Origin of the sequence: Roseateles sp. L2-2, from assembly GCF_050613215.1 — a bacterium.
Lineage (GTDB): Bacteria > Pseudomonadota > Gammaproteobacteria > Burkholderiales > Burkholderiaceae_C > Roseateles > Roseateles noduli.
Genome location: NZ_CP192509.1, coordinates 1996345 through 2014662, shown reverse-complemented (window position 1 = coordinate 2014662; position 18318 = coordinate 1996345). Strand labels below are relative to the sequence as shown.

General features: G+C 70.2%; 15 protein-coding genes. 6 read left to right on the top strand and 9 right to left on the bottom strand.

Annotation, left to right across the window (positions count from 1 at the left end):
* The first annotated feature begins 96 nt into the window (after positions 1-96).
* Positions 97-315 carry a tautomerase family protein gene (locus tag ACQZ13_RS09155; RefSeq protein WP_431051230.1) on the top strand — a complete coding sequence of 73 codons (219 nt, stop codon included), beginning with the start codon at positions 97-99 and terminating at the stop codon, positions 313-315.
* Positions 316-333: 18 nt separating this feature from the next.
* On the opposite strand, the gene ACQZ13_RS09150 is transcribed toward ACQZ13_RS09155, so the two are convergent.
* The gene (locus ACQZ13_RS09150) at positions 334-1245 is read right to left on the bottom strand and encodes a LysR family transcriptional regulator (protein ID WP_431051228.1); all 912 of its coding nucleotides are present in this window, start codon (positions 1243-1245) and stop codon (positions 334-336) included.
* Positions 1246-1333: 88 nt separating this feature from the next.
* On the opposite strand from ACQZ13_RS09150, the gene ACQZ13_RS09145 reads away from it, so the two are divergent.
* Positions 1334-2206 (top strand): inositol monophosphatase family protein, encoded by an 873-nt coding sequence (locus tag ACQZ13_RS09145; RefSeq protein WP_431051226.1) that lies wholly within the window; start codon positions 1334-1336, stop codon positions 2204-2206.
* Positions 2203-2919: an NADPH-dependent F420 reductase gene (locus tag ACQZ13_RS09140; RefSeq protein ID WP_431051224.1), complete on the top strand. Its 717-nt coding sequence runs from the start codon at positions 2203-2205 to the stop codon at positions 2917-2919. The genes ACQZ13_RS09145 and ACQZ13_RS09140 overlap by 4 nt, the downstream gene beginning before the upstream one ends.
* Before the next feature lie 9 nt (positions 2920-2928).
* Here the strand turns inward: ACQZ13_RS09140 and ACQZ13_RS09135 are convergent, their stop codons facing one another.
* Together ACQZ13_RS09135 and ACQZ13_RS09130 are read right to left on the bottom strand one after the other, a co-directional pair.
* Positions 2929-4107, bottom strand: a complete 1179-nt coding sequence (locus ACQZ13_RS09135; protein ID WP_431051222.1) for a Fic family protein — start codon at positions 4105-4107, stop codon at positions 2929-2931.
* Positions 4108-4181: 74 nt separating this feature from the next.
* Positions 4182-5444 carry an NAD(P)/FAD-dependent oxidoreductase gene (locus ACQZ13_RS09130; RefSeq protein WP_431051220.1) on the bottom strand — a complete coding sequence of 421 codons (1263 nt, stop codon included), beginning with the start codon at positions 5442-5444 and terminating at the stop codon, positions 4182-4184.
* 243 nt (positions 5445-5687) lie between these two features.
* Here ACQZ13_RS09130 and ACQZ13_RS09125 point away from each other — a divergent pair, with 243 nt between their 5' ends.
* Complete coding sequence (locus tag ACQZ13_RS09125) at positions 5688-8930, top strand: RICIN domain-containing protein (RefSeq protein WP_431051218.1); 3243 nt, start codon at positions 5688-5690, stop codon at positions 8928-8930.
* 2 nt (positions 8931-8932) lie between these two features.
* Here the strand turns inward: ACQZ13_RS09125 and ACQZ13_RS09120 are convergent, their stop codons facing one another.
* From ACQZ13_RS09120 to ACQZ13_RS09100, 5 genes are all read right to left on the bottom strand, one after another.
* Positions 8933-10099 carry an alginate lyase family protein gene (locus tag ACQZ13_RS09120; RefSeq protein WP_431051216.1) on the bottom strand — a complete coding sequence of 389 codons (1167 nt, stop codon included), beginning with the start codon at positions 10097-10099 and terminating at the stop codon, positions 8933-8935.
* Positions 10100-10179: 80 nt separating this feature from the next.
* Entirely contained in the window at positions 10180-11208 is a 1029-nt protein-coding gene (locus ACQZ13_RS09115) for an ABC transporter ATP-binding protein (RefSeq protein ID WP_431051214.1), read from the bottom strand.
* A 5-nt stretch (positions 11209-11213) separates the two neighbouring features.
* Positions 11214-12059 carry a carbohydrate ABC transporter permease gene (locus ACQZ13_RS09110; protein ID WP_431051212.1) on the bottom strand — a complete coding sequence of 282 codons (846 nt, stop codon included), beginning with the start codon at positions 12057-12059 and terminating at the stop codon, positions 11214-11216.
* 8 nt (positions 12060-12067) lie between these two features.
* The gene (locus ACQZ13_RS09105) at positions 12068-12949 is read right to left on the bottom strand and encodes a carbohydrate ABC transporter permease (RefSeq protein ID WP_431051210.1); all 882 of its coding nucleotides are present in this window, start codon (positions 12947-12949) and stop codon (positions 12068-12070) included.
* A complete protein-coding gene (locus tag ACQZ13_RS09100) occupies positions 12946-14262 on the bottom strand; it encodes an ABC transporter substrate-binding protein (protein WP_431051208.1) in 1317 nt (438 codons plus the stop codon). Before ACQZ13_RS09100 ends, ACQZ13_RS09105 begins: the two co-directional genes overlap by 4 nt.
* Before the next feature lie 134 nt (positions 14263-14396).
* On the opposite strand from ACQZ13_RS09100, the gene ACQZ13_RS09095 reads away from it, so the two are divergent.
* Positions 14397-15398 (top strand): LacI family DNA-binding transcriptional regulator, encoded by a 1002-nt coding sequence (locus tag ACQZ13_RS09095; protein ID WP_431051206.1) that lies wholly within the window; start codon positions 14397-14399, stop codon positions 15396-15398.
* A 26-nt stretch (positions 15399-15424) separates the two neighbouring features.
* Here ACQZ13_RS09095 and ACQZ13_RS09090 read toward each other — a convergent pair whose 3' ends face one another.
* A complete protein-coding gene (locus tag ACQZ13_RS09090) occupies positions 15425-16420 on the bottom strand; it encodes a LacI family DNA-binding transcriptional regulator (protein ID WP_431051204.1) in 996 nt (331 codons plus the stop codon).
* 64 nt (positions 16421-16484) lie between these two features.
* Between ACQZ13_RS09090 and ACQZ13_RS09085 the strand changes: the two genes are divergently transcribed.
* The gene (locus ACQZ13_RS09085) at positions 16485-18311 is read left to right on the top strand and encodes a hypothetical protein (protein ID WP_431051202.1); all 1827 of its coding nucleotides are present in this window, start codon (positions 16485-16487) and stop codon (positions 18309-18311) included.
* Positions 18312-18318 lie beyond the last annotated feature (7 nt).

Here is an 18318-nt window from a genome sequence, read left to right as displayed (position 1 = left end):
CGGCGGTTGGCAAGTGAAGACGGCCGCGGGCGCTTTGTCGAAGCGCGCCGATTCCGAAGAATCACCCCGTCATCACTTCAGTTGAACGAGGCCACCATGCCCTTCGCCAACATCAAGCTTCCCGAAGGCGTCGCCGACGCCGCCCGCAAGGAGGAGATCATCCACCGCGTCACGGCCATGTTCGTCGAGTACTTCGGGGAGCGCGCGCGCCCCTACTCGATGGTGCTGGTCGAGGAAGTCGCCGACGGCGGCTGGGGCCGCGCCGACGAGACGCTGACGCTGGAGAAGATGGGGATCAAGCCGAAGCAGTCGTAGTCCTCGCTCAGCCTTGGCTCAGGCGCCGCCGGGCGCGAGCAGAGTCGCCACCACCCGGCGCACCTGCTCGCGCAGCCAGGCATGGGCCTGATCACCCTCATGGCGTCGATGCCAGGTGACGACGACGGGCAGCGCCGGTGTCCGCAGCGGGATCGCCATCACCTTGAGCTTCAGCGAGCGCGCGGTGCCGGCGCTGATCCGCTCCGGGACCAGCGTCACCAGGTCGGCGGCGGCGACCCACGCGAGCGCTGCGGCCACCGTCGGCGCGGCCGCGACCACCCGGCGCGCCAGCCCCTGGGCGGCGAGCGCGTCGTCCACCGCGTCGCGCAACCGGCCGCGCCGGGAGACCGTGACGTGTTCCGCCTCCGCATAGCCGCGCAGCGTCAGCTTGCCGCCTGCCAGCGGATGCCGGGCGCGCATCACCACCACCGGACGGTCCTCGCCGAGGACTTCGTGCAGGACATCGCCGTGCGCCGGGACGGCCGCGCCGATCTGAAGGTCGACCTGTCCCTGCCGCAGTTCCTGCGCGTCCGAGGCACTCTCCGCCGGCATGCGCAGGACTGCGCGCGGCGCGGCCTTGCGCAGCGCGGCCAGCAGCGGCGGGCCCAGCGCCGCGGCCAGCGCGTCGTGGCACTGGATCGTGAAGGTGCGCTCCACCTCGGCGATGTCGAACCGGCTCTGCCGCGCCAGCACCGTCCGTGCCCTCAGCACCACGTCATGCACGTCTGTCTGGATGGACAACGCATACGGCGTGGGCGTCATGGCTCGGCCGGTGCGCACCAGGATCGCGTCGCCCGTCATGTGGCGGATCCGGTCCAGGGTGCGGCTCATCGCCGGCGAACTCACGTGCATGCGCGCGGCCGCGCCGCCCACGCTGCCTTCGTCCAGCAGCGCGTCCAGAGCCACGAGCAGGTTCATGTCCAGTTGCATTCCAGTTAACTCACCCATCAACTCAATTGATTTGATGTTAATCGAGCGGGTGCCAACAATGCGTTCATCGACATCACGGAACCGCACCATGACCTCCCTCCAACCCGGTCTCGACACTGAACGCCAGGCCGCCGAACGGCTTGCCGACATCGCCGCTTCCTCCCGGACCGACGGCGCCGTCCTCGCCGCCGCCGTCGCGGCTGTCCGCCTCACCGGTCGACATCTCCTCGCGACATTCAGCGAACACACCCGGACACCCGACGACCTGGACCACCTGGTCCGCGCCATCCACGCCAACGACGACGCGTCGCTCGCCGTCGCGAGGCGATTGCTGGAACGCGCCCTCCCGACTGCGGGCTGGGTGGACGATGAACTGGAAGGCGGCGAGCTGCCGACAGGCGACTGGTGGATCTTCGATGCCGTCGAAGGCAACGTGAACCATGTGCACGGCCTGCCCGAATGGGGCATCAGCGCGACGCTGGTGCGCGACGGAGCGCCTCACCTCACCGCCGTGTACGAGCCTGCGGCCGACCGCCTCTACACGGCGGTGCGCGGCAGCGGCTTCGCCGCGGTCGACGGCCGCCCCCTGTTGCCTTCGACCAAGACCGAACTGAGAGCCGCCATCGTGACCACGGGCCAGGCCAGGCCGGGCGAGTCCGCGCAGACCTACCGACGCATCGGGGAGTCGGTGACGGCGATGCTGAACGCGGCGCTCGTCGTGCGGATGACGGTGCCGGGCACCTTCCAGCTGGCGCTGGTCGCCGGCGGTCAGACCGACGCCTTCTGGCAGCACAGCGATGTGCGCTCCGGTCTCGCGGCGGGCGCACTGCTCGTGTCGGAAGCGGGCGGCTCGGTGACCGACCTGCAAGGCCGGCCCTGGACCTTCGCGAGCCAGGACTTCCTGGCCTGCGCGCCGGGCATCCGGCGCGAGGCGCTGGCCGTGCTGGGAGCAACGGCATGAGCGGCGACCGTCAACCCGTCAGCATCCTCGGCGCGGGACGCGTCGGCGCCCATCTGGCGCGCGCCTTCGCCGAGCGGGGCCACGCCGTGACGGTCGGACATCGGAGCCCCTCCTCGGGCGCTGCCGCGTGGCAAGGGCCGTCGGTCCGCCACGCCTCGCTGGCCGAAGCCGCCGCGGCGTCCCCCGTCGTCTTCCACGCCACGCCGGGCCACACGGCGCTGGACGTGCTCACCAGTCTGCGGGTGCCGTTGCGGGACAAGGTCCTCGTGGACGTCTCCAACGCCACCGTGCGTCAGCCCGACGGCGCACCCGGCGGCCTGCTGTATCCGGAAGGCAGCCTGGCCGAGCGGATCCAGGCGGCGCTGCCGGAGACCCGCGTCGTGAAGACGCTGAACACGATGCTCTTCAGCGTCATGAGCGCGCCGCGCAGTCTGGGCGCGCCGGCGCAGGCCTTCCTCAGCGCGGAGGATGCCGGCGCCAAGGCGCAGGTGCGAGCGCTGCTGGCGTCGCTCGGGTGGCCGGACGAGTGGGTCCTCGACCTCGGCGGCCTGGCGAGCGCACGCGCCACCGAGGCGCTGATCCTGATGGCGCCGTACGTCGTGGCGGCGAAAGGCTTCAAGCCGTTTGCGTTGACGGCGGCGTTGGCGTCGCCGTCGCCGTCGGCTTCGGCTTCGGCATCGGCTTCGGCGCGGGAGTCGAATCCCGGGGTTTGAGGGCGCGCGCTAAGCGATGCCGTGCGTCCACCCGGGCACGTCGACGTAGTAGCGCATCGCCTTGCCGACGCCATGCGCGCGAAGCTGACCGGCCGCGGTCATCTCCGACAGGTCGCGCGTCGCCGTCGCCTTCGACACGCCGGTCATCTTCATGTACTTCTCGGCATTGAGCCCGCCGAGGAAGCCGCCGTCCCCGTCGTCGAGCAGGCGCTGCAGCACCTTGCGACGGCGCTCCGCCATCTCGCCGGCGGCCTGCGTGTCCCAGAAGCGGCGCTTCTGGACGGCGGTGTCCATGACGTGATTGGCGGCGTCGCAGGCCCGCGTGTACTGGCGCACGAACCACCGGACCCATGCCGTCAGATCCATGCCGCCGCGCGAGCCTTCCAATGCCGCGTAGTACTCGGTCCGCGCGGTCAGCAGTTGTCGGGACAGGCTGTGCAGACGCATAGTCGGCCGCAGATGCTGGGCGATCGCCATGTCGATGACGGCGCGGCCGACCCGGCCGTTGCCGTCCTCGAACGGGTGGATGCTCTCGAACCAGAAGTGCGCGATCGCCGCGCGCGCGAGGCCGTCCAGCCTCGGCCCTTCCAGCGACTGCGGCACGCCCTTGCGCGGCGTGGTGGCCTCGAACCAGGCGAGGAAACGCTGCATCTCGGCCGGGACGTCGCGCGACGCGGGGGCCTGGTAGTGGACGACCTCGCGGCCCGGGCGCCCGCTGACGATCTGCATGGGATCCGCGTGATCCCGGTAGCGGCCCACGGCGATGCGCTGGAGTCCGGAGAGGCCGGTCGGGAACAGCGCCGCCTGCCAGCGGCAGAGGCGATCCTCGTCCAGCGGCTGGTCGATGCGGCCCGTCGCGTCGGCGATCATCGCGACGAGTCCGTCGACGTGACGGTCGACCGGTCCTTCCTCGCTCAACCCCATCCGCCGCAGCACCGACGAGCGCACCGCATCGGCGGACAGCCGTTCCCCTTCGATCGCGGCCGTCGCGATGACCTCGTCGGCGAAGACATCCAGCACCACGGGACTCGTCACGCCGAGCCCGATGGCCATCGCCTTGCCCTCGACCATGCCGTGGGTGACGTAGGCCTCGAACAGGTCGGGCGCGACGGCCTGGGCGTCGTAATGGAAATCCGGCCAGTCGGGACGCTGCCAGATCGAGGTCGTCGGGGCTGACTTTCGGGTCATGAGCCGCATTCTGACATTTACGGCTCATCTTTTGAGCCGTATTTCGTCAAATGCGGCTCACGCGCCAGCTGGAGTCAGCGCAGGTAGCCTGCCGCGCCCTCTCCCGCAACCAGACCGCTGGCCATCGCCGCCGTCAGCAGATAGCCGCCCGTCGGCGCTTCCCAGTCCAGCATCTCGCCGGCGACGAACACGCCGGGGCGGGCCTTCAGCATCAGCCGCTCGTCGAGCGACTCGATCGTCACGCCGCCGGCGGTGCTGATCGCCTCGGCGACCGGGCGCGCGGCGCGCAGGCGCAGCGGCAGCGCCTTCAGCGTGCGCGCGAGCGTCGCCGTGTCGGCGTATTCGTCCTTGGTCAGCACCTCGTGCAGCAGGCCGGCCTTCAGGCCTTCGATGTTCAGGCGGCTCTTCAGGTGCGAGGACAGCGAGCGCGAGCCGCGCGGATGCGCGACCTGCTCCAGCACCCACGCGGCGTCCCGGCCAGGCAGCAGGTCCAGGTGGACGAGCGCTTCGCCGTCGCGCTCGATCTTCTCGCGCAGCAGCGCGGAAGCGGCGTAGACCAGCGAGCCTTCGATCCCCGTCGCGGTCACGACGAACTCGCCTTGTCGGGAGAAGTGCCGACCGTCGACACCTTCGGCGCTCAGCGCCACGGGCTTGAGCGGCTGACCCGCGAATTTCTCGGCGAAGAACGGCGACCAGCCGGTCGCCGCGCCGTCGCGAGGCGCGCCCAGATCGAAGCCGCAGTTGGCGGCCCGCAGCGGCGACACGGTCGCGCCGGTCTCCGCCAGCAGCGGCGCCCACGCGCCGTCCGACCCCAGCTGCGGCCACGAGGCCCCACCCAGCGCCAGCACGACGGCATCCGCGTTCACGGTGATCTCGCCTTCGGAAGACGTGAAGCGCAGCGCGCCGGCCTCGTTCCAGCCCAGCCAGCGATGGCGCATGTGGAAGCGCACGCCCTGCGTGCGCAGGCGGGACAGCCAGGCGCGCAGCATGGGCGCGGCCTTGAGGTCCTTGGGGAACACGCGTCCGGACGTCCCGACGAAGGTCTCGACGCCGAGGCCCTGGGCCCAGGCGCGCAGCGCTTCGCCGTCGAAGCGGTCCAGCCAGGCGCCGACCTGGGCCTGACGCTCGAAATAGCGCGTATCGAAGTCGGGTCGCGACTCCGAGTGCGTCAGGTTCAGACCGCCCTTGCCTGCCAGGAGGAACTTGCGGCCGACCGAGGCCATCGCGTCGTAGAGATCGACGGACAGCCCGGCGTGGGCGAGCCGTTCGGCGGCCATGAGGCCGGCGGGGCCGCCGCCGATGACGACGGCGCGGCGGGGAGATTCGGAGGTAGGCATGGGATGGAGGGTACTGCGCAAGGCCGCGCAGTGTGCCAGACAGCGAGGCTCGCTCGATTCCGGACGCCTCGACGGGCCGTGCCGACGGCGATGTCGCAGGTTGCGTGGCCGGATCACCCGGAAGAGGTAGCGCGTTGCGCCGCGTTTACCGTTGATTGCAGCTCTTGCCTCCGCCCGTTGGAAGCGCTTTCACCTCGTCGGAAGAATGGAAGCAATCCAGACACATTCCAACGGGAGACGCACATGCACCAGTCCTCCAGGCCGAGCTTCGGCAAGCGCCAGGCCGCGCCGGCCACGACCACGATCGCCCTGGCCGCCAGCGTGCTGCTGAGCGCCTGCGGCGGCGGCAACGCCCCGGACCCGTCGGCGAGCCCGGCCGAGTCCGATCACGCGAACGCGCAGGCACGCGCCGCCGCGACGGCGTTCCCCGTCGGCCAATACCGCCTGCGCGCCGTCCAGTCCGGGATGTGCCTGGACATCGAGGGCGCGAGCCTGGCCGACGGCGCCAAGACCCTGCAGACGCCGTGCAGCGATGCCGCCAGCCAGCGCTTCGAGATCAGCGCCGCGGCCGACAACAGCTACGCCTTCCGAAACGTCCGCAGCGGCAAGAACCTCGACGTCAGCGACATCTCCAAGGCGAACGGCGCGTTGATCCAGCAATGGGGCTACGGCGGCGGCGCGAACCAGCGCTTCGCCATCACGGCCAAGGGCGACGCGTTCCAGATCGTCGCCAAGCACACCGGCAAATGCCTGGACGTGAAGGACTTCAGCCTCTCGGCCGGCGGTCGCATCCAGCAATGGGACTGCGGCAACAACGACAACCAGCGCTGGCGCCTGCAAGCCACCGGCACGCAAGGCCCGGCACCGACGCCGCCGCCCGCTCCGGCGCCGTCTCCCACGCCGCCACCTCCGGCTCCGGCGCCCTCGCCCACACCGCCGCCTCCTCCGCCACCGCCGCCTCCACCACCTCCGCCGCCGGCACCACCGCCCGGACCAGCTCCGGCGCCTGGACCCGCACCGGCGCCCGGTCCGGCTCCGACGCTGACGCTGCCCATCGAAGTGCTTGGCGCCGGCGCGCCCGATGCGCCGACGGTGGTTGGCGCCGAGCTGTCGATCGATGCCGCATCGCTGTCGACCGCGACGCAACTCGTGATCCGCTGCCACCGCTGCGGCTTCTACAACTCCCCCGAGTTCGAAGCGCTCAGCAAGCCGCTGACCGCCATCGCCGGCAGCATGCGCGTGGTCGGCGCCGCCAACGCCAACAACAGCAGCGCGGCGGCCTGGATCCCCATCAGCGACACCGGCGTGCAGCTCGACGACATCGAGCGCTCGCACGGCGGCGTCAACGGCGGCTTGCTCACCATCCGCTTCCGCGTTCAGCTCGACAGCACCGCGCGGGCGCGCCTGGTCGCGAGCCCCGCCACCAACCGCATCGAGTTCCGCTTCAACGGCACCGACGGCAACTCCAACGGCTTCCGCATCCTCGACCTGCAGCTGCAGGACGCGAGCGGTCGCAACCTCGCGACCAATCCGCGCCGCTGGGCCGACATCTCCGCTGAGAAGACTGCTGGTCGCACCTGGACGGCGGACGCCGACGCAGGCAAGACGCTCTGGAACGCCTCCGGCCTGTTGCTCAAGTCGCCTGTGGTCAACACCAAGATGCGCGCTGCCTGCGCGTCCTGCCATGCGGCCACCGGTCGCGACCTGCAGTACTTCAACTACTCCAACAACTCGATCGTCCAGCGCTCGCGCTTCCACGGCCTGAGCGAGACGCAAGGCAAGCAGATCGCCGCCTACCTGCGCGCGGCGCTGACCAACGTGCCGCACGTGCCGCAGGCCACGCCCTGGAATCCGCCGTACCAGCCGGGTCCGGGACTCGACAGCAAGCCCGCCGTCGAATGGGCCGCCGGCGCCGGCATCGACGCAGTGCTCCCGGACGCGAAGTCCTTCGTCAACGTCTTCGCTGGCAAGGCGGCCAACAGCACGGCTGCGGTGACGCAGGCCGAGCTCGACGCCGCCATGGATCCGAGCCCGGGCAAGGTGCTGAACACCCGCGAGATGCCCATCCCGCTGCAGCTGCCCGACTGGAACGCGTGGCTGCCCATCGCGCATCCGCTGGACATCTGGACGCCGGACGCGGGCCAGAGCCAGGGTCTGTTCGAGACGCAAGGCGACACCGGCTCCAACCCGATCAAGGTGTTCAAGCGCATCGCCGACTGGTTGCAGGCCAACAAGAATCCGAACGGCGTGTACGGCGACTGGAGTCACCTCACGGCGGACCAGCGCGAACGGGCGATGTACTGGCTGACCGACCCGGGCATGAAGACGCTGGACTTCGTGGGCGGCGGTCGCGGCAGCCGCGTGTCGTCCAACCCGTCGCAGCCTTTCGGCGCCGAGATCGGCGGGCGCAAGCTGCAGGCGCTGCTGTCGTCCTCGACGCAGTCCTCAGCGACCGCGCTGTATCCGAACGCCAAGGCCGGCTACAGCAAGGAAGCGTTCATCGAACGCGCCATGTTCGGCATGCTCCACTGGATGGGCGTCAAGCAATGGGAGCTGGCGCACGAGTACGGACTCGAAGGCCAGACCACGTCGTTCCGCGGCAAGAAGGACGCGAGCGGCAAGTGGGTCGGCGAAGGCGAGAAGCGCGGCTGGCCGTTCAGCTGGCCCAGCGTCTTCTACATGGCCCCGCACATGCTTTACGTCGACGAGCAGACCCAGCAGGGCAAGCGCGAGTTCTACTTCTCGTGGGAGCCGAGGCTGACCTCGTACTACCGGACCAACCAGTGGTACCAGCTGCAGATGACGATGAACCCGGGTTGGGCCGGGGCGTCGGAAGGTCCGATGGACTGGCCGTACCACATGGGCTTCACGACCGCGGTCGTGGACGACCTGATGACGGCGAAGGCGCCGTCGCAGGTGTCGGCGTCGCACCTGGCGCGCTACTTCCAGGTGCGGACCAAGCTGGCGCAGCTGGCCAACACGAACCTGTCGTTCAACAAGCCCGATCCCGCAGCGCCGACGGACCTGTTCCGCAACGAGGGGCATCGCAGCCGCGCATCGCTCGCCATCCACAAGCTGGGTGTCGGCGAGGTGGTCGACCGTGGGCCGGAGAGCTGGGAGAAGTCGAGATTCAGATTGCTCGACGACGTGACGCCGGGCCTGCACCTGATGTTCATCAACAGCTCGATCTCTCTATACAACGCGATGTACGCGAACACCACCTACGAGCAGTGGCGTCGCTGCGATCCGAATGCGCTCTTCGGCAGCGAGCCGGAGGTCAGGTCGGGCTTCCGGTTCTGCCTTGACGCGAAACGCAAGCCACTGCCGCTCAACAGCAAGGGCCAGCCTCACCTGGTCGGCGGCTGGGTGGACTGGACCAGCGAGCAGTACATCACCTGGAGCGTGATCTCAGCGCGCAACCATGGCGCTGAGGCCCAACGCTTGAAGACCTTCTCCGACTGGTCCGGGAGGATGTGGCGGGAGTGACGTCAAGCCGGTCGACTCCACAGCAACCAGTCGACCGCCACCTTGCGCGGCGCGGCGGCTGCTGCGAGCAGCGGCTGGTCCGTACCCGTCGAGAAGCGCGTCATCAGCAGGATGGGCACCAGCTTGTCGGGATCGATCTTCGGTTCCTCGCTCGTGGCGTGGGTCCAGCGCTCCGGGCACAAGGCCGCGGTCTGCAGGAGGGCGATGGCGCGCAGGAGCCGCGGCTCGCGCCAGAGGTCCACACCGACGCCCTGCCCGTGGCGCGCCAGCCGCGTGGCGGCTTCCAGGTTGAAGGCGCTGTAGTGGAAGGGCCGCGTGCGCGCGAGCTCCAGCGGCATGCGGCCGTCGTCCTCGATCTGCGGGCGGAAGCGCCGCGACGCGACGGTCGCCAGCCGCTCCTTCGCCGTCGCCGCTTCGCCGGTGAAGCGCAGGAGGTTCACCAGCTGCGCGTCGAAGAACATGCCGTGGTTGTTGTCGGCGGCGTCCTCGTCGCGCGCGATGGGGCTGGTCTGCATCCACTGCGTGAACTCGACGAACCACTGGCGCAATGCTGCGAGGTCGGGGTCGGACAACACGCCGCGCCCGTTCAGCAGCAACGCCGCATCGATGACCATCCAGAGATGGCGCGTGTCGATGAGCCCTTCCGCCCTGCCCTCCACGACGCCCGGGATCGCCTGTCCGTAGCGCAGATGCGGCCGCATGCGCGTGCGGGGCTCGAGGAACCAGTGACGCAGCGCCTCGACCGCCTTCGCCGCATGATCGTCCGGCGCGCCGAAGTGATGCGCCAGCGTGAGGTCGAAGACGTCGCGGCAGAACGCGACCATGCGGTCGGAATCGAGCGCGTCGCCCGCGACCTGCGGATTGCGCTTGCCGTCGCGGCGGATGTAGGGCAGCCCGTCCGGCGTCTCGGGGTTGGGCCACCAGTACGGACCCATGCTCATGTAGTCGTTGCGCGAGCCCGAAGGCGGCAGCATCGTCTTGTCGACGACGCTGCGCAGCGGCGTCTTCAGCGCCTTGGCGGCCCGGGTCCGCAGCGCGGCATGGGCCGCGGCCAGGCTGTCGTCCCCCGCATGCAGGCGGCGACGCGTCTCGTCGAGGGCGCCCCGGTCCAAGGTCAGCAGCGCCGTCGACGGTGCGTCCGCGGGCGCCGCGTGAGCACAGCCCGTCATCAGACCCAACGGAAGGCCCAACGGAAGGCCGAAAGACAGGCTCAAAGGAAGGCCCAGCACCAGATCACGTCGTCGCACGCTCATACCGCCTCCTGGCGCAGGCCGCTCTGCGCATCGAAGAAGTGCAGGTGCCTGCGCAAGGCGGAAACGCTGACGGTGCTGCCGCTGCTGAGCGCGGGCCGGTCGGGCACGTTGACCACCAGCGGGCCGGCGGCGCTCTGCAGGTTGAGCTGCGACTGCGCCCCCATGAACTCGATGGACTCGACCCGGCAGTCGAAGGCGACCGCCGCGTCAGGGACACGGCCCAGTTGCAGATGCTCCGGCCGCACGCCGAGCTGCAGGCGCGTCACATCCAGCGCCGTCCCCAGCTCGCCCGGCAAGGCGCAGAAGTTCATCGCCGGAGACCCGATGAAGCCCGCCACGAACCGGTTCGCCGGCCGGTCGTAGAGCTCGGTGGGACTGCCGCTCTGCTCGACGCGGCCGTCGCGCAGCACGACGATGGTGTCGCCCATGGTCATCGCCTCGACCTGGTCGTGGGTCACGTACACCGAGGTCGTGCGCAGCCGCGCGTGCAGCGCGCGGATCTCCTGGCGCACCGCGCTGCGCAGCGCGGCGTCGAGGTTGGACAGCGGCTCGTCGAACAGGAAGGCCGCCGGCTCCCGCACCATCGCGCGGCCCATCGCGACGCGCTGCCGCTGGCCGCCGGAGAGCGCGGCGGGCCGGCGCTCCATCAGCGGCTCCAGGCTCAGCATGCGGGCGACCTCGTCGACGCGGCGGCGGATCTCCTCGGCCGGCCGCTTCATCAGCTTGAGACCGAAGCCCATGTTCTCCCGCACCGTCATCTGCGGATAGAGCGCGTAGCTCTGGAAGACCATCGCGATGTCGCGCGACTTGGGCGGCTCCCGCGTCACGTCGCGCCCGCCGATGAAGAGCTGGCCGCTGGTCGCCTCCTCCAGACCCGCGATCGTGCGCAGCAGCGTGGACTTGCCCGAGCCGCTGGGCCCGACGAGCACGCAGAACTCCCCGTCCGCGATGGACAGCGACACGTCCTTGATGACGTCGACATGGGCGAAACGCTTGCCCACGCCTTTCAGTTCGATGGTGGCCACTCTCACTAGCCTTTCACGGCACCGGCCAGCAGGCCGCGGTTGAAGGATTTCTGCAGGCCCAGATACACGAGGATGCTGGGCAGCATGGCGATCACGCTGATGGCGATGAACACGGCGGGTTTCATCGTCTCGTCCGCGCGCACGGTGGCCAGCGCCACCGGCAACGTGTAGAGCGACTCGTCGTTGGTGACGAGCAGCGGCAGCAGGTACTGGTCCCAGATCATGATGAAGCCGAACACCGCCGCGCTGCCCAGCGCCGGCCGGCACAGCGGCAGGATCACGTGCCGGAAGATCTGCCAGTCGCTGGCGCCGTCGACGCGCGCGGCCTCTTCGAGGTCGATCGGGATGGCGCGCATGAACTCGCTGAGCATGAAGATGGAGAAGCCCCAGCCGACCACCGGCAGGATCATGCCGAGGTGGGTGTCGTGCAGGCTGGCCCCGACCAGCGGCAGCTGGCCCAGCACCAGGAACAGCGGGATCGCGATGACCTCGTCGGGCAGCATCATGGTCGACAGGATCAGGAAGCTGACCAGGGCCAGGCCGCGGAAGCGCTTGCGCGCCAGCGCGTAGGCCGCCAGCGCGCTGACCGAGAGCTGCAGCACCGTGCCCACCAGCACGACGATCATCGAGTTCAGCAGGTAGCGCCACACCTTGGCCTCCACCCAGGCGTAGCGGAAGTTCTCCCAGGTCGGCTGCTCCGGCCACCACAGCAGCCGGCCCGGCGCGACGGTGACGCCGGAGAGCGCCGTCATCAGGAAAGCCCAGAAGGGGCCGGCGAACACGATCAGCACAAGACCGTAGAACAGCACGCGCAGCGGCGCGGCGAGCGGGGATCGGGAAAGCGGGGACATGGAGGAGCTCATCGACGGCGGCGCCAGGCGAGGTAGACGGCGGTGAGCGCCGCGGTGACGAGGAACAGCAGCGTGGAGGCCGCGGCGGCGAAGCCGTAGTCCAGCTCCTGGAAGCCCTGCTTGTAGATCTGCGTCATGACGACTTCGGTGCTGCCCGCGGGGCCGCCACCGGTGGTCGCGTACACCTCGGTGAAGACGCGGAAGCCGCGGATGAAGCCCAGCGTGCAGATCACCGTGACGGCGGGCGCCAGGCCCGGCAGCGTCACGCTGGTGAAGCGCTGCCAGGCGTTGGCGCCGTCGACCGCGGCGGCGTCGTAGAGCTCGCTGTTGATGCCGGCCAGACCGGCCACGAAGATGACGGTGTCGTAGGGCACGTGCTTCCAGACATGCATGCCGATCAGCGCGGCCAGCGCCTGGGACGGATCGGCCCAGAAACCCTGCGGTCCGATCCCGATCAGCCCGATCACCGTGTTGACGACGCCGTCGGGCGTCGGCGCATAGAGGATGCGCCAGATCTCGGCGGCGACGGCCGCGCTCGTGACCGCCGGCAGGAACATCGCCGTGCGGATGAAGCGCATGTGCCGCGCCGTCCCCTGCAGCGCCTGCGCCAGCAGCAGCGCGATGGAGGCCGACAGCAGCACGGTGACGACGACGTAGAGCAGCGTGCGCCCGGCCGCGTCGCGCAGCGCGGCGTCGCCGAGGACGCGCTCGAAGTTGTGCCAGCCGACGTAGGTGTCCGCGCCGCCGAAGTTGACCTTGCGGACGCTCATCACCAGGCCCTTGACCATGGGGATGAACTTGAACCACGTGAAGACGAGCAGCGCCGGCGCGAGGAAGAGCCACGGCGCCCAGCCCGAACGTGAACGTGACGTTGAACGACCGATGCTCATTGCGCCTCCTGGCGGTCGAGTTCGGCGTTGAAGCGCTGGTTGAGCGCCCGCAGCTCGCCGGGGATGTCCTGGCTGCAATGCGCGAGGATGCCGTTGAAACCGTCGGCGGCGAGCTGCTGCAGGCGGGACCAGTTGCGCGCCTGCGGCATCGGATGGCCGTGGTGGCGGTACTCGTCGGCCACCATGGCCCAGCGCGCATCGCCGTGGATGGCGCCGGCGTCCAGGCCGCGGTCCACCGGCAGGCGCACGACCGGCAGCCCGCCGTCGGCCGCCTGCATCCCCATCGTCTGCCCTTGCGGCGAGATCAGGAACTCGACGAAGCGCCGGGCTTCATCGGGATGCCGGCCGCGCGTCGTGAGGTAGGCCAGCTCGCCGCCGGCCATGCTCGCGCGCTGCCCGGTGGGCCCGGCCGGCAGGGGCACCACCTCGTAGCGGGCGCGGCCCGGCTCCTTGTCGAACAGCGCGATGTGATACGGCCCCGACAGGTAGATGCCCGCCTGGCCCGAGCTGAAGGCCTTGTTGGTGTCCTGCGTCGCGGCGTTGATGGCGTTGGGCTGGACGCTGCGGTCCTCGCAGACGAGGCGGCGGAAGAAGGTCAGCGTCGCGATCGCGGCCGGCTCGTCCAGCGCGCCGCGGGCGCGACCGTCCGCGCCGCGGCGCTGGAACTCGCCTCCCGCCTGGAAAAGGAAGGAGCTCAGCGAGGCGGCCGCATAACCGCGCGCGGCGGTGCCGGCGACGGCCAGGCCGTAGGTGTCGCGGCGGCCGTTGCCGTCGGGGTCGCGCTCGGTGAAGGCGCGCGACAGCGCGGCCAGCTCCTCCCAGGTGCGCGGCACCGGCAGGCCCAGCTTCTCGCGCCAGTCGCGCCGGATGAAGAGCACATGGGTCTGCACCGACACCGGCACGCCGTAGGTCTTCCCGTCGGGCAGCGTCGCGGCGCGCCACGCGCTGTCCAGCAGGCGGTCGCCGCCCGCGATGCGGGTGCGGTCGATCTCGACGGCCACGCCCATGTTGACCAGCTGACCCGCGGCGCCGATCTCGTTGACGATGACGTCGGGCATGCGACCGCCCACCGCGGCGCGCGCCAGGCGCGGCTCGAAATCGGTCATCGCGTTGAAGTACTCGACGCGGATGCCGGTCTGCTTCGTGAAGGCGGCGGCGATCGCGTCGTAGGTCTTGCGGCCGTCCTTGGAGGAACGCGTCCACACCCGCAAGGGCTCGTCGGCGGGCGCCGCGTGCGCCGGACCCGCCAGCGGCAAGACAAGCAGCGGCAGCAGCGCCGACAACTTCCTGAAAGAGGTATAGCGGTTAACCATCCATTCATTGTGATCAGGACAAGCCCCGCTGTAAACGTCGACGCATGTAGCGAAAACCCTGGCAACAAAGGCCAACTGAGGGACTTCCATTTCCCGCCACGCTCACTATCATTGAAGTTAAACGCTTGACCGAAATGATTAACAAACGACTCCCCACCCTTCGCGACGTCGCCGCTGCGGCGAACGTCTCCACGGCCACCGTGTCGAAGTACTGCAGCGGCAGCGGACGTTTCTCGCCCGCCGTCGAGGCCAGCATCCAGGCCGCCATCGAGCAGCTGGGCTACCGCACCAACCACATGGCCCGTTCGATCGCGACCGGGCGCAGCGGCGCGGTCGGGCTGGTGGTGCTGGACCTCGGCAACCCGCATTTCACCGGCATCGTCAAGGGCGCGAGCCGCGCGGCGCAGGCCGGCGACTACAGCCTGGCCTTCGTCGACACGTCCGAGAGCCAGGCGCCGGAGCGCCATCTCGTCGAGACGCTGTCGCGGCGGGTGGACGGCCTCGTGGTCAGCTCGCGTCTGGCGGACGAATCCATCGAGTGGCTGAACGCGCTGGGCAAGCCGGTCGTCTTCTTCGGTCGCTACGGCCACGAGGGGGTGCACAGCGTCGGCGCCGACGGCTACCAGGCGGGGCTGATGATCGGCCGTCACCTGATGTCGCTGCAGCACCGGCGCGTGACCTACGTGGGCTTCCCGGGCTCGCGCTGGAACGCGGAGCGCATCCGCGGACTGGGCGAGGCGCTGGCCGAGGCGGGTCGCACGCTGGACATGCTGGACGTCGACGCGCCCTCCCCCGAGGCGGGCGAAGCGGCCGCGTCCCGGCTGCTGCACGGCGGCGTGCGCCCCGACGCCGTCGTCACCTACAACGACCTGATCGCACTGGGCCTGATGAACGAGGCCCGGACCCTGGGCGTCAGCATCCCGCGCGACCTGTCCATCGCCAGCTTCGACGACATCGCCTACGGCCGCTACACCAGCCCGACGCTGACCTCGGTCGCGATGAACAGCGAGCGCATGGGCGAGCTGGCGATGCAGCGCCTGCTGCAGCTCATCCACAACGACCTGGAACGTCCCTTCGACGAGGTGCTCGCGCCGCGGCTGGTCGTGCGCGAATCCACCGCGCGGCGGGCCTCATGAGCCCGCGGCAGCGGCCATCGGGCGCGTCAGCCGGCGGCCCGCGTCGAGCCCCGGACGATCAGGCGGGGGGTCAGGTCATGTCCACGCACGGGCGCGTCCTCGCCATCGATGGTGGCGATGAGGTCGCGCATGGCCCACTCGCCGAGCGCGTCCGCATGCAGGTCCACGCTGGTCAGCGGCGGACTCAGGAAGCGGCCGAAGGGCATGTTCTCGATGCCGGCGACCGACACGTCCTCCGGCACCGACAGGCCCAGGTGGCGGGCCTCCGACATCAGCCCCATGGCGATGAGGTCGTTGCAGGTGGCGATCGCCTGCGGCCGCTTCTGGCCCAGCAGCAGGCTGGAGGCCACGCGCGCGCCCTCCTCGGCCGTCGGGCTGGTCACGGGATGCACCGTCAGCGCGACGCCCGCCGCCTGCAGCGAGCGCTGCATGCCCTGCAGGCGGTCGGCGTTGCCGGGCTGCGCCTCGCAGGCGATGTAGGCGATGTCGCGGTGGCCCAGGCTCAGCAGGTAGCGGCCCAGCATGGCCGCGGCCTGCTCCTCGCCGCTGGGCGCCTGCGAGGGCTCGCTCGCGCGGTTCAGGTCGACGAAGGGCCGGCCGTAGCTGGCCAGCAGCTGGCGCGCCTCGGCGGGCAGCGCGGCGGCCAGCACGATGCCGTCCACCTGCATGCCGGTCACCCGCGCCAGTTCGCGCTCGGGCGACTCGCTCTGCAGCAGGTCGACGAAGAGCAAGTCGTAGCCCAGCGCAGTGGCCGCGCGGCTCGCGCCCTTGATGACGGCGGCGGTGTAGGGGTTCTCCACGCCGTAGACCAGCGCGGCGATGGCGCCCGAGCGCCCCGTGACCATGCTGCGCGCCGCCAGGTTGGAGCGGTAGCCCACCTGGTCGATGGCCTCGGCGATGCGCCGTTCGACCGCCGCGGTGAAGCGCTGCTTCCCGTTCACGAATTTGGAGACCGCCGCCGTCGATACCCCGGCCAGCTCGGCGACGTCGCGCAGGGTGGCTGGGGATTTGGTCGGAGGCATGGGAGGTCTATGAGCGGCAGGAGATGGATGCGGATTCTCGTACAGGACCACGCGGAGCGGAGCCATGATGCGCACTGATCGCCACACCTCGCTCGCCACGTCCCACCAGGGGCAGTCGCTGAACGCGCTGATCCGGGCCGAGGTCCTGCCCCAGCTGGCCGACTACTTCGCGCTGCTCGACGCCCACGGCCTCGATGCGCGCTTCAACGGCGCGCCGGTGTTCGGCCAGGGCGACGTCTTCCTGCCCGGCAAGATCGCCATCGGCCTGGCGCACCTGCTGACGCTGACGCCGCGCGACGCCGCGCCCTTCGCCGGCTACCTGAGCGGCACGCGCCGGCTGATGACGCTCATCGTCACGCTGCCCATCGAGAGCTGGGGCATCTACTACGCGTTGATGGGGCTGAACCGGCTGCGCAAGGCGGGTCTGCTGGAAGCCGCGGTCGAGCCCGAATGCCTCGCGCGCCTGAAGGGCACGCTGGACTGGCGTCATTTCGTCGAGGCCGACTCGTTGCGGCTCATGGCCCTGCCGACCAACTACTACGGCGTCGCCTTCGGCATCGCGCGGCTGCGCATGCTGATGGGATGGGAGGACGCCAGCGCCGGCGACGCGCTGCTGACGAAGACGCTGGACCACTACGAGCGGTATTCGGGCGAGTTCGGCTTCTCCGACGAGACCGAGGGCGAAGGCCGCTTCGATCGCTACAGCATCCTGCTCGCCGCCGAGTTCTGCGAGCGCTTCATCGAGACCGAGCTGCCGGTCACGCCGCGGCTCACGACGCTGCTGGCCCAGTCGGCGCAGCTCGCGCTGCAATGCGCGAGCGCGGACGGCGACGGCTTCGGATTCGGGCGCAGCATCGGCCCGTACGGCGACACGGGCATCGTCGAGATCCTGGCCACCGCGGCGCGCCTGGGCGTGCTCGACGACGAGGAGCGGCGCTACGCCTACGCCTTCTGCGTGCGGGCGGCCGCCAAGTACGTCGACTTCTGGGTCGACCGCGGCATGAACTCCGTCAACCTGTGGCGGGACGGCCGCCGCACCGACGGCTACCGCGGCACGCATCGCATGCTGGGGGAGAACTTCTCCCTGATCCACCAGCTGCTCTCCACCACCGAGCTGTGGGCCGAGGCCGGCCAGGCCGACGACGTGCCGCCGGACGATCTCGGCGACTGGCTGACGCGACGCCAGCCGGCCTTCCAGCTCAACTGGTTCGCGCGCGGGCTCTACGAGCGCGCGCTGGTCACGCGGCGCGACCGCGGGCGGGTCTTCACGCTGCCGCTGATCAACGGCGGCGAAGGCCAGCACGACAACGCGCCGTACTACCCGATCCCGTTCTCGCCCCGCCTCATCGAAGGACTGCCCGAGAGCGGCGCCGATCATCCGCAGCTGCTGCCGCGCCTCGTGCTGGCCGACGGCAGCGTGCTGCTGCCCACATCCTTCATCCAGGAGATCAAGACCTGGCACGAGGGCGACGAGCAGGTCATCAGCTACCGCCAGCCCGGCCTGAACCGGGTCGGCGAGCGCGGGCCCGTGCTCGACACGCGCGTGACGCTGACGACCGAATACCGCTTCGGTCCCGGGCGCATCAGCCGCCTCGACGTGCTGCATCCCGATCCGTCGGCGGAGATCGCGTCGCTGAGTCTGGCCTTCGCCTGCTTCTCATCGGGCGCGCGGACCGGCAACGTCGGCGGCGGCTTCGGCGTCGATTTCGACGACGGCGGCATCGCCCGCTTCGAAGCGCAGGGCTACGACGTCCTCGATGTCCAGGAGCCGCCCGCCCGCGGCCTCGAAGGACTGACCAGCGGGCCCGCGCGCACGCATCTGCAGTTTTCAGGAACGACCTCGCAGAAGGTCGCCTCGCTTCAAGTCCGGTGGACGCTGAGCTACCGGTAGCCAAAAG